Origin of the sequence: Erysipelothrix sp. P66 (assembly GCF_038682365.1) — a bacterium.
GTDB classification, from domain to species: Bacteria; Bacillota_I; Bacilli_A; order Erysipelotrichales; family Erysipelotrichaceae; genus Erysipelothrix; species Erysipelothrix piscisicarius.
Genome location: NZ_CP152290.1, coordinates 1,390,491 through 1,402,614, shown reverse-complemented (window position 1 = coordinate 1,402,614; position 12,124 = coordinate 1,390,491). Strand labels below are relative to the sequence as shown.

Sequence of the window (12,124 nt, the reverse complement as noted above, 5' to 3'; positions counted from 1 at the left end):
GTGAGGATTTGAAATGAAAAAATTAGGTTTAGTATTGCTTGTCTTGATGATGCTAGTGGGTTGTCAAGCACAGAATAAAGATGAATCTGGAAAATTAAAAGTAATGACAAGTTTTTATCCACTCTATGATTTCGCGCAAAAAGTCGGAGGCGATAAAGTAGCAGTCGAAAACATTATTGAAGGTGGGGAAGCACATGGATATGAACCAAGTGCAAATGATATCATTCGTATTCAAGAATCCGATGTTTTTATTATGAATGGTGCTGGTTTTGAGGCATGGGCTCCTAAAACATTACAAAGTGTAAAAAATGAAAAATTAAAGATTGTTGATTCGAGCCAAGGGGTGACCCTCCATGAGGGTCATGACCATGACGATCACGATCACGATCACGATCATGATGATCATCATCACGGTGAATATGATCCACATATTTGGATGAATCCCATGAATGCCTATCAACAAATGAAAAACATTAAAGATGCTTTTGTGGAAGTAGATCCAGAAAACAAAGAATATTACGAAGAAAACTTTAAACGTTATGGTGCAGAGTTTGAGTCATTAAGCAATGATTTTGAAAATAAGTTACGCAATGTGAAAAACAAAGAAGTTGTCGTAGATCATACAGCATATGGATATATGCTTGGGCCCTATGGTATCGAACAAGTTGCCATTGCAGGCAGTCTTCTAAGTAGTGAACCAACTGCAAAGCAAGTGGATGAATCCATCCAATACATTAAGAATCAAAACATCAAAGCAATCTATATGGAATCACTCAGTAATGATAAATTACTCCAAACGATATCCAAAGAAACGGGTGTGAGAATTCTTAAATTAAACACGCTTGAGAGTTTATCAAAGCAAGATTTAGAAAAGGGCACCGATTATTTTAAAGTCATGCATGAAAACTTGGAAAGTCTTGTCGAGGGATTGTCACTCTAATGATTGAAAAACGAAAGGGTGTAAGTATACTCACAGTGCTTGCACTCTTTTTTTCCATTTCGCCCATTCACGCCCTATCTGAAAATGACTTTAAAAAAGATGAAGCATATTTCCATGACCTATGCTCTGGTCAAGCATCGCGGGAGCATGAAACCTTATGCAGTCAATTCACAGAGTATATTAATCAAAAAATAAGCGATTCCCAAACACGTCTTAAAGATATTGAAAAGCAAAAAGACGATATCAATACATCGATTGATACCCAACAGGAAACAATTCGAGTTTATCAAGAAGAGATTAATACCCTTTCCGCAACTGCTCGTGAATTAAAAAATTCCATTACCGCAATCAATGAAGACATCAAACAAACACAAATTAATATCGATGTCTATCAAAAAGAAATTGATGTGCTAAATGAAAAAGTAAAGAAAAACATTGCAACCTCTCAATCACAACTTTACGTCGATCCGCTAGTCGAGTTTGTCTTTGCGGCCGTCGATTTTGTCTCCCTCATTCGCCGTGTCGAAGGGATTGCGCGCATTAAGGAAAGCAATGATCTTACCGTAAATAAATTAATTGAAGCAAAGAAGGTTTTTGATTTAGAAAAAGAACATTTAAATCATCAACGCCAAGAATTAGAGAAAAAAAACAAGCTGATTGAAGAACAAGAAACGATTAAGAAAGCATACATGGAAAAAGTCAAAAAGACGATTGCCTCCTTGATGGAGAAAAACAAAGCACTCGAACTCCAATATGACGAACTCCAAGAAAAAATCAATCTTGACAGTCGCTTGTTAAGTCGAATCTCGAGTATTGAAGAAACCAATGGCTTTATTCGCCCCGTTGAAAGTGGATACTGGGTATCCGCAGGAACTTGGACTTATCCATGGGGTGGTCATCACATGGGGGTGGATTTAGCTTCCGTTACAGGATCGATTGGTCTCAATATATTGGCACCGGGGTCGGGACTTATAACGGCAGTTAATGGAGGGTGTCCCACATATGGATCGTATCCAAACGGCTCGTGTAATGGAGGATTTGGTAATTACATCACCATGATCTTTAAGACAAATGGTGTTGTTTATGGAGCGATGTTTGCTCATTTAAAAGAAGGAAGTATGACCGTTTCCCCAGGTGATATCGTTTCGGGCGGAACAGTGTTAGCGCAAATGGGTTCTTCAGGATTATCCATGGGACCCCATCTACATCATGAACTTTATTATCTTGGTGAAGATTCGATTGAAGCAGCATACGAGCGATGGGATCGGTCGGTAACCTTTGGTACAGGTGGTGCTTATTGGGGGAATGGGTGGAATATGCGCTGTGATACCAATGGTCGAAGTGTTCCATGTCGTGAAAACCCTATGACGATATACCAATACACACTTGGAGGTGAATATTGATGCGAAAATACCTACCTCACGGGGTCATCCTTCTAATCATCATTTTATGTTCGTTGTTATCGTATCACTTTCAAAATCATGCGGTTATGGCACAGTCCTTGGAAAGTAAACATGACGCTTTGTATCAAGGAACCGTAACAAAGGTCCGAACCGAAAAAGATGAAACAACGAAAATGACGAAGCTATTTTTAGAAGTATACTCTGAATCTTTTCCATATCTTAATAAAACAATTTCAATCGAACAATCCTTGAGTGAAAATACGGCTCAGGCCCTTCTTCCATTACAAAAAGGGGACTCTGTTCTATTGAATCAAACGACAAATGATGAGGGGGTCCAGTATACGCTCAATGGTCCAACCCGAAGCATGCGTGTATTTGTCGTGATTGGGATCTTTAGTATCCTCTTACTGGTTATTGCAAGAAAACAAGGTTTGAAAACGTTAATGTCGTTTGCGTCAACGGTTTTCGTGGTTGGAACCGTCTTTATACCTGGTATTTTAGCCCAACAAAATATGTATCTTTTGGTATTGGTTGTTGCGCTCTGCATTACCCTTCTATCATTTATCACATTGTCGGGATTCTCCAAGAAAACAATGGCTTCTATTATTGGGACACTGGGGGGTGTTTTGGTCGCAATCGTATCGGCAATGCTGATTGTCTTCTTTTTAAAGATTCGAGGTGCAGCGTCAGAAGAATACTCGTATATTGCGATGATGAATCGCGAACAGCCTTTCAATGTAAATCAAATTCTCTTCGGTGCTGTAATCATTGGGGGACTTGGGGCGATGATGGATATTTCAATGTCTATTGCTTCATCAATGTGCGAGATGATTGAAATCGAAGCGTCCATACCAAGACGCGATCTCGTGAAAGCAGGCATGAATGTGGGCATTGATGCAATCTCAACCATGGTCACAACGCTTGTCTTGGCATATACAGGAGGTGCTTTGCCATCAATCATCCTCTTAAATCTCTATCAGCGAAGTGGTACCTATATTCTCAATAGCTTATGGTTTTCCGTTGAAGTCCTCCAAGCACTTGTTGGTTCCATCGGCATGATGGCAGCCGTTCCATTAACCGTATATTTTATGAGTTGGATTCAAAAGCGTTTACAACGAAAAACGAATACATAAACGTGTAGTTAAATGGTTGTATATCATAGTTTTTCATATCTATGTATGGTAGAATTATCATCAGTACAAATAGATGATAAGGGGTGTTTATATGAAAAAAACTATTGTACCAGAAGGGTATCAGTCCAGACTTGGTGTTTATGACACACAAACTGCGATTGGATTTATTAAGCGTTGCTTCGAAGAGGCGCTCACAGGAAGTTTAAAATTAAAACGGGTTTCTGCGCCTTTGTTCGTGGCACGAAATTCGGGTTTAAATGATGACTTAAATGGTGTGGAGCGTCCGGTTCGTTTTGACGTTCCCTCACTGGATGCAGAGGGTGAAGTAGTACACTCCTTGGCAAAATGGAAACGCATGGCGTTACATCAATATGATTTTAGAGAAGGAAACGGTCTTTATACGGATATGAATGCAATTCGCCGTGATGAAGCGTTGGATAACATTCACTCAATTTATGTGGACCAGTGGGATTGGGAACGTGTGATTTCACGTGAACAACGTACGATAGATTATCTAAAAGAAACGGTTCAAAGCATTGTGAATGCGATCGTGGAAACTTCAAGTCGTTTACATACGAAGTATCAAGATGTGGATGTCATGATTGATTCAAATGTATCATTTATTACAAGTCAAGAATTGGAAGATTTGTATCCAAACTTGAGCTCAAAAGAACGAGAAAACGCATATGTTAAGGAACATCATACAACGTTTATCATTCAAATTGGTGATAAACTCAAGAGTGGAAAACCGCATGATAACCGCGCTCCGGACTATGATGATTGGTCTTTAAACGGAGATTTGTTGTTCTGGCATGAACCGCTTGGGATTGCACTTGAACTATCCAGCATGGGAATTCGTGTCGATCGCGAAGCGATGTTGTATCAACTTAAAGAGGCAAATCAAGAAGATCGCTTAAAATATGATTTCCATAAGATGATCGTAGACGATGAACTTCCACTAACAATTGGTGGTGGGATTGGTCAGAGCCGTATGTGTATGCTGTTATTGGGAAATGCACATATTGGTGAAGTTCAAGTAAGTCTTTGGGATGATGAGACTTTAGACACATGTAAAGGAAAAATAGAACTCTTATAAGTAAATAAAAAAACCTCTCAATGGATATCGAGAGGTTTTTTCGTGTTTAGAAAGCTGGTGAGAGTGTTGCGCTGTGTTCTTCTGTTAAGAATTTACGAACAGCATCACTTGTCATGGCTTTTTTTAGTGCTTGAATTTTCGCATCATCTTTATTATCTTCACGTGCTACTAATGAAATTGCATAATGTCCATCTGATTTTTCTAAAATTAGCGCATCACTTGGTGTGAGTCCAACTTGTTTAATATAAGTAGGATAGTTGAATACGAGATCGACTTCTTCATATGCTTGATTTAAAGTTAAGAGATCAACTTCAATAAACTGATAGTTTTTATGATCTGTTACGTCTTTAATCGTTGCATCATATTTAACACCATCTTTTAATGTGATGAGTCCAGCATCTTGCAAGATTAGAAGGGCACGAGCTTGGTTGACTGCATCATTTGGAATTGCGATTTTTGCGTCATCTTTAAGATCTTTAATGTCCTTAAGATCTTTTGAGTAGAAACCTACAATTGCATCATAGATTGGTTGAATGCCTACAAGGTTACCACTTTGACTCTTGTTGAACATTTCCATAAAGGGAACATGTTGGAAGAAGTTGGCATCGATTTCTTTATTATTAAGAGCAGTATTAGCTTGGGTATTGTCTGAAACGGATACAAGTTCAAGTTCATAACCGTCTTTTTTCAATTCCTCTTTAGCAATTTCGACAACATCGGTCATTGGCATCATATGTGATGCAACCTTTAACTTCATGTCATCTGGATTATTTTTGGCGCCACATGCGGTAAGCATGAGCATTGCTGTGAGTAATACAAGTCCTTTTTTAATCATCTTTTCTCCTTATCGCTTATCAATTCGTTTAGCGATTCTATTTCCTGTGAATTGAATCATCAGTACGAGAACAATCATAATGAGAATGGTTGCATACATGATTTGCCACTCAAATCGTTGATAACCATATCGCATTGCGAAGTCCCCGATTCCGCCGCCACCAACAACTCCCATTACCGTCGAGTAATTTACATAACTAATAATGGAAGATGTAAGTCCGAGGACAAGTCCTGATCGTGCTTCAACAAACAGAAATTTAAAAACAAGTTGAAACGGTGTTGCTCCAAGTGAGAGGGCACTATCAATAATTCCTTGAGGAACCTCGAGGAGTGCTTGTTCAACAAATCGAGCATACAATGCCGCTGCAACAAAACTCATGGGTACTGAGGCTGCATAAGTTCCAAGTGAAGTCCCAATTAAGAATCGAGTCACCGGAATCATAAACACAATAAATAATAAAAACGGAAACGAACGCACCACATCCACATATCCATTTAAGAAAAATGAAACAAATCGATTTTCGTAATACCCGTCTTTTCGGGTAAGGTAGATAAGTGTGCCCAGTGGTAATCCAATTAAAAGTGCAGATAGAATTGAAAATCCTAAAAGAATAAAGGTTTCGCTCAGTGCTTTAAGCAACTCAGCATGAAATTCAGCGTATATCGATATCATTGTAATAAATAGTCCTTTGCATGGATTGCGTAAGAGGGTGTTGGATTGTCTTCATCGTGACGATTTACTGAAATCACTTCATGAAGCGTTCCATTATCCAAAATCGCAACCCGATCACACAACATCTTCGCAACTTCTAATTCATGAGTAACAATCACAATCGTTGTGCCGAATTGTTGATTAATCTGTTTTAAAACCTCAAGAATTTCTTTGGTAGTATGAGGATCTAAAGCAGATGATGGTTCATCACAAATTAAAATCTTCGGTTTGGTAATCAATGCACGTGCAATGGCAACACGTTGACGCTCTCCACCACTAAGTTGTGCAGGATAGTGGTGGATCTTTGATTCGAGGTGTACAAAGCAAAGTGCTTCAGACACCACATTACAATCTTTATTCTTTGCAAGTCTTAGTGGCAAGGCAATGTTATCAAACACAGTACGATTCCCCAATAAATTGAAATTTTGGAAAACGACGCCAATCTCTTTACGAAGTGAACGCATTGCGTTACTTGAGAGTGATTTTAAATCGGTGCCATCAACGTAAACGACACCATCGTCGGGCTGTTCTAATCCATTGATTAAACGCAGCGCAGTTGACTTACCGGCTCCGCTTTCACCAATAATTCCGAAAATTTCAGATTGTTTGATTTCAAATGAAACGTTGTCGAGTGCCTTGAATGTTTTGTTTTTACCTTGATAATGTTTAGAAACATTTTTAAACTCAATAATAATAAAACCTCCCAGCTCATTAACCCACCGTTATTATAGTGGCTTTATACCTGATTTTCACCTGATATACTCATAAAAAAACAATAAAATAACGTGATTTTACTAACAAAATGAGCGTTCTGAAGGTTCATAAATACAGACTCATGTATAATAATAAAAAAAGGAGAATGATAAACATGACATCGATTTATAAAACAACCGCAATCAATGAAACAACTGTGCCAAATCAAACTCGAATTGAAGACGGTCTAGCACTTACAATGACACCGCCTTTAGATCCTCAAGAAGGTTCGAATCCAGAACAACTTCTTGCAATGTCGTGGGCAACATGCCTTAATGCCACAAGTCAAGCACTCTTAAAAGCACGAAAACTCGAACATAATTCAAGAGTGCGTGTTGAGGTAGACCTCCATAAAGAGGCAAATGGAGTAGGATATTACTTCAGTGCCTATGCATATTTGGCCGTAGAGGGAATTTCCTTAGAAGAAAGTGAACGTCTTGTACGTCAAGCCCATGAACGATGCCCTGTATCAAAACTGATTCATGGCAACGAACATGTTGATGTATTTGTGGAAGCATACTAAGCAGTCGAAAGGACTGCTTTTTTGTATTATGTTATTTAATGTAAATTTGGGGAATGAAGCATTGTTTGCATAAAGACATGATATAATCAAAACGTAAAATGAGGTGGCATAAGGATGAAATTAGAAAATGAATCGTTACTTTTAGAATTTGATTGTAAAGGTGCAGAGCTTCGTCGCGCATTAAATAAAGAGACGCAAAAAGAATTAATGTGGAACGGTGATGCTGCATTTTGGGGACGTGTTTCTCCAGTCCTTTTCCCCATTGTAGGAAAAGTATTTAATGGAAAATATACAATCGATGGTCAAGACTATCAATTATCGCAACATGGTTTTTTAAGAGACCAAGAATTTGAAGTTGTACGTCATACTGAAAATGAATTTGTATTTGAGTTTCACAGTAATGATGCACTGTTGGAAGTATATCCATATAAACACAAAGTACAAATTGCATATAAATTAGATGGAAAACGGATCACTGTAACGTGGCATATCTTTAATAAAGATGAGAACGAAATGTTTTATGCCATTGGAGCACATCCTGCTTTTCTACTTGATGATGAAGGTGATTATGAGTTTGTCTTTGAACAAACTGAAAACGTTCATCAATACGGACTCAAAGAAGGCTTTATTGATGGAAAGGCTCCCGTTCAATTAGATCGACTTGAGGTGAATGAAGCAAACTTCAAGGATACAACCTTAATCTATGATCATACTTCAGAAGTGACATTAATAAACAAGAACACCCAAGAATCCGTTACGGTAGCTTACGAAGGCTTTGACTATTTAGCGTTATGGCGTCCTTGTAAGGAGGGTGTGATGGCACCTTTTGTATGTATTGAACCTTGGGTTGGTATTGCGGATGAATACGGTGGATACCCTGATATTCGTGAAAAGCTTGGAATTAAGCGTCTTCAGAAAGGTGATGACATTGTCCATCAATATACGGTGACGTTTCAATGAAGCAAAAATTTATTCAAATGATGCAGGGCCGTTATGGAACGGATAAACTGAATCAACATCTTCTTTATTTAGGTGTGGTTGTGGCGATTGTTGGGATTTTTACCCGACAAGTTTGGTTGCAAGGGGTTTGGTTGTTACTTTTAGTTTATGTCTATTACCGTACCTTCTCGCGTAAGATTCAAAAACGATATCAAGAGAATCAAGCGTATCTTACATTTTTAAGTAAAGGAAACGCGAAATGGAATCGCATTAAGTCATGGCCGAAGTATAAATATTTCACATGCAAGACGTGCGAAACCCGACTTCGTGTTCCGCGACGAAAAGGAAAAATTGAGATTACGTGTCCAAACTGTAAAACAAAATTTGACGCAAAATCATAAAACTTACTAAATTCGTGATAGTTTTCACAATGAAAACGCTTAACTTGTTTCATCATCACGAATTTAGTTTTTATTTGCGCTTTTTTACGTTGATTTGTTTGAGTCAGCCTTTGATCCAACATACAATATGTATGTGAAAGAAATAACAAGGGAGGTCACATACCATGACAACTAAAAAAGTAGAATTGGACAACGAAGTCAACGAACTCGTTGCGAATGCTCAAAAAGCATTAAAAGGTTTTATGGATTTAAATCAAGAACAAGTCGATTATATCGTTGCGAAAGCAAGTGTTGCTGCACTCGATCAACACGGTGTTTTAGCGCAACTTGCTGTTGAAGAAACAGGACGAGGCTGTTTTGAAGACAAAGCAACGAAAAACTTATTTGCATGTGAACATGTTATTAACCATATGCGTCACCTTAAAACAGTTGGTGTTATCAGTGATGATGACATCACAGGGATTACCGAAATTGCTGATCCAGTAGGGGTTATTTGTGGAATTACACCCGTTACAAACCCAACATCAACTGCAATTTTCAAATCATTAATCTCACTTAAAACAAGAAATCCAATTATTTTCTCATTCCACCCATCTGCACAAAAATGTAGTATTGCGGCTGCGAAAGTTGTTTATGAAGCTGCAGTTGCTGCAGGGGCTCCTGAACACTGTGTTCAATGGATTGAACGTGGATCAAAAGAAAAAACAGATGAGCTGATGAACCACGACGGTGTTGCGACAATTCTTGCAACCGGTGGTAATGCAATGGTTCGTGCTGCTTACTCATGCGGTAAACCTGCACTTGGTGTTGGTGCCGGAAACGTTCCTGCATATATTGAAAAATCGGCAGATGTTGCCCAAGCTGTTAACGATATTGCCCTATCAAAATCATTTGATAACGGAATGATCTGTGCTTCAGAGCAAGCTGTGATTATTGACGTAGACGTTTATGATGAAGCCATTGAAAAATTCAAAAAATACGGTATGCACTTCCTCTCAGCTACAGATAAGAAAAAAGTTGAGAAATTTATGTTCGGAGTTTCAAGTGGCGATGCAAATGTTCTTGAAGCAAAATTAAATCCAAATGTTGTAGGGAAAGATGCAACATGGATTGCTGAACAAGCAGGGATTAAAGTGCCTTCAAATACAGTAATCTTAGCCGCAGAATGTAAAGAAGTAGGACCTAACGAAGTTCTAACACGTGAAAAATTATCACCAGTTCTTGCAGTCTTAAAATCAAAAGACAGCGATGAAGGAATCAGCTTAGCACGTCAAATGGTTGAATTTGATGGATTGGGTCACTCAGCAGCAATCCATACAAAATCAAAAGAACTTTCCGAAAAATTTGGAGAAACTGTTCCTGCAATTCGTATTATCTGGAACTCACCATCAACCTTTGGAGGAATTGGTAACATCTATAATGACTTTATTCCTTCATTAACACTTGGTTGTGGTTCATACGGACATAACTCAGTAGGCGATAACGTAAGTGCAGTTCACCTCTTGAATATTAAAAAGATTGGGAGACGTAATAACAATATGCAATGGTTCAAAGTACCATCAAAAATTTATTTCGAAAGAAACTCAATTCAATATTTAAAATCAATGCGTGATGTTGAACGTGTATTCGTTGTAACAGACCGTGCTATGGTTGATTTAGGTTACTACAACTTAATTGTTGAACAACTTAATAAACGTCGTAACAAAGTTCAAATTCAATTATTCTGCGATGTTGAGCCAGATCCATCATTAAACACTGTTAAACGTGGTTATGAAATGATGAAATCATTTCAACCGGATACAATTATTGCTTTAGGTGGTGGTTCACCAATGGATGCCGCTAAAGGTATGTGGATCTTCTATGAACATCCAGATGTAGACTTTAACGATCTTAAACAAAAATTTGTGGATATCCGTAAACGTGCATTCCGTTACCCAGACTTGGGTGAAAAAGCACAACTTGTATGTATCCCAACAACTTCCGGTACCGGTAGTGAAGTTACACCATTTGCAGTTATCACCGATACAGATGCAAATAAGAAATACCCACTTGCGGACTACTCACTTGTTCCAACTGTTGCGATTGTTGACCCAATCTTCACAACAAACCTTCCTGCATCCGTAACTGCAGATACAGGTCTTGATGTATTAACACATGCTACAGAAGCATATGTTTCAAACTTCGCAAATGACTATACAGATGGTCTTGCAATTCAAGCCATTAAAATGGTCTTTGAAAACCTTGAACGTGCAGTTCATAACGGAAAAAACGACTTGGATGCGCGTGAAAAAATGCATAATGCTTCAACCCTTGCAGGGATGGCATTTGCGAATGCATTCTTAGGTATGAGTCACTCATTAGCACATAAAATTGGTGGTAAATTCCACGAAATGCCTCACGGACGAATTAATGCAATTCTCTTACCTTATGTTGTACGTTATAATGGTACACATCCAGAAAAACCTTCATTATGGCCAAAATACAATGTATACCGTGCCCATGAACGTTATGCTGAATTAGCACGTATCCTTGGCTTACCTGCAAGCACAACCGAAGAAGGTGTTGAAAGTTATGCGCAAGCATGTCATGACTTAGCCGTTCGTTGTGGTATTAAGATGAGTTTCCAAGAACAAGGTGTTAATGAAAAAGCATTTATGGCTGAAACAGAAACCATTGCTTATCTTGCATACGAAGACCAATGTTCACCATGTAACCCACGTCTTCCACTTGTTAAGGATATGAAGGAAATTATTGAACATGCTTACTATCCTGCAGGAAAAATTCCTACAAAAACAAAAAAATAATTTAACGATTTAAAAAAGCATCGCTCTACCGGTGCAAAGAAAAAGCCTACATCAGCAGATGTGGGCTTTTCTATAATTATTTAAAATCTTTCTCGAATTCATCAAGGCTTTCTTTAAGGAGTGTTACCGTATAAGCCATGCTTGGACCACCACCAAATGCAACAGAAACAAGTGCAGCTTCTTCAATTTCTGGACGTGTTGCACCATGTTTTAATGCTTCATGTGTATGGTAAACAATGCAGTATTCGCAACGGTTATACACCGCAATCCCAACACTGATTAATTCTTTCGTTTTAGGATCTAATGCTCCAGGAGCATAACTTTTTCCTAAAAGATTCATAAACGCACCAACACCTTCGCGTTGTGTACGTGATAATTCAGTTAAACCACCTGTAAAAGCTTTATACATTTCTCTAACATCATATTGTGCCATGATCGTTCCTCCTGTATGTATATGTCCATGCTAACACAAAAAGAAATATCTTCAATTGTTTTATCCATACTTTTTTTGAATTGCAGATATTTGATATACTTATGAAAAATAAAACAATCTAAGACTGATTGTGTAAAAGGTTCTTCACATGAA

General features: G+C 38.2%; 12 protein-coding genes. 8 read left to right on the top strand and 4 right to left on the bottom strand.

The features are described from left to right. The first annotated feature begins 13 nt into the window (after positions 1-13). The 4 genes from AAG186_RS06965 to asnA all read left to right on the top strand — a co-directional run bounded on the left by AAG186_RS06965 (position 14) and on the right by asnA (position 4,572). A complete protein-coding gene (locus AAG186_RS06965; RefSeq protein WP_331836374.1) occupies positions 14-940 on the top strand; it encodes a zinc ABC transporter substrate-binding protein in 927 nt (308 codons plus the stop codon). Continuing rightward, complete coding sequence (locus AAG186_RS06960) at positions 940-2,343, top strand: peptidoglycan DD-metalloendopeptidase family protein (RefSeq protein ID WP_342621480.1); 1,404 nt, start codon at positions 940-942, stop codon at positions 2,341-2,343. Before AAG186_RS06965 ends, AAG186_RS06960 begins: the two co-directional genes overlap by 1 nt. Then, on the top strand, positions 2,343-3,476 hold the full coding sequence (locus AAG186_RS06955) for a YibE/F family protein (RefSeq protein WP_342621479.1): 1,134 nt from the start codon (positions 2,343-2,345) through the stop codon (positions 3,474-3,476). The genes AAG186_RS06960 and AAG186_RS06955 overlap by 1 nt, the downstream gene beginning before the upstream one ends. A gap of 91 nt (positions 3,477-3,567) precedes the next feature. Then, positions 3,568-4,572, top strand: a complete 1,005-nt coding sequence (asnA, locus tag AAG186_RS06950) for an aspartate--ammonia ligase (RefSeq protein WP_161637416.1) — start codon at positions 3,568-3,570, stop codon at positions 4,570-4,572. A gap of 46 nt (positions 4,573-4,618) precedes the next feature. On the opposite strand, the gene AAG186_RS06945 is transcribed toward asnA, so the two are convergent. From AAG186_RS06945 to AAG186_RS06935, 3 genes are read right to left on the bottom strand one after another with little or no spacing between them, the layout of a single operon-like run. Next, complete coding sequence (locus AAG186_RS06945; protein WP_342621478.1) at positions 4,619-5,407, bottom strand: MetQ/NlpA family ABC transporter substrate-binding protein; 789 nt, start codon at positions 5,405-5,407, stop codon at positions 4,619-4,621. Between the two features lie 9 nt (positions 5,408-5,416). After that, positions 5,417-6,079 (bottom strand): methionine ABC transporter permease, encoded by a 663-nt coding sequence (locus AAG186_RS06940; RefSeq protein WP_161637414.1) that lies wholly within the window; start codon positions 6,077-6,079, stop codon positions 5,417-5,419. After that, positions 6,076-6,807: a methionine ABC transporter ATP-binding protein gene (locus tag AAG186_RS06935; protein ID WP_342622102.1), complete on the bottom strand. Its 732-nt coding sequence runs from the start codon at positions 6,805-6,807 to the stop codon at positions 6,076-6,078. The genes AAG186_RS06940 and AAG186_RS06935 overlap by 4 nt, the downstream gene beginning before the upstream one ends. A gap of 179 nt (positions 6,808-6,986) precedes the next feature. Here AAG186_RS06935 and AAG186_RS06930 point away from each other — a divergent pair, with 179 nt between their 5' ends. The 4 genes from AAG186_RS06930 to adhE all read left to right on the top strand — a co-directional run bounded on the left by AAG186_RS06930 (position 6,987) and on the right by adhE (position 11,538). Further along, the gene (locus tag AAG186_RS06930) at positions 6,987-7,394 is read left to right on the top strand and encodes an OsmC family protein (RefSeq protein ID WP_125163709.1); all 408 of its coding nucleotides are present in this window, start codon (positions 6,987-6,989) and stop codon (positions 7,392-7,394) included. Positions 7,395-7,508: 114 nt separating this feature from the next. Beyond that, complete coding sequence (locus tag AAG186_RS06925; RefSeq protein WP_125163708.1) at positions 7,509-8,354, top strand: aldose 1-epimerase family protein; 846 nt, start codon at positions 7,509-7,511, stop codon at positions 8,352-8,354. Beyond that, on the top strand, positions 8,351-8,734 hold the full coding sequence (locus AAG186_RS06920) for a hypothetical protein (RefSeq protein ID WP_125163707.1): 384 nt from the start codon (positions 8,351-8,353) through the stop codon (positions 8,732-8,734). The genes AAG186_RS06925 and AAG186_RS06920 overlap by 4 nt, the downstream gene beginning before the upstream one ends. 164 nt (positions 8,735-8,898) lie before the next feature. After that, a complete protein-coding gene (adhE, locus tag AAG186_RS06915) occupies positions 8,899-11,538 on the top strand; it encodes a bifunctional acetaldehyde-CoA/alcohol dehydrogenase (protein WP_161637412.1) in 2,640 nt (879 codons plus the stop codon). Positions 11,539-11,614: 76 nt separating this feature from the next. Here adhE and AAG186_RS06910 read toward each other — a convergent pair whose 3' ends face one another. Then, positions 11,615-11,971 carry a carboxymuconolactone decarboxylase family protein gene (locus AAG186_RS06910; protein WP_003774883.1) on the bottom strand — a complete coding sequence of 119 codons (357 nt, stop codon included), beginning with the start codon at positions 11,969-11,971 and terminating at the stop codon, positions 11,615-11,617. Positions 11,972-12,124 lie beyond the last annotated feature (153 nt).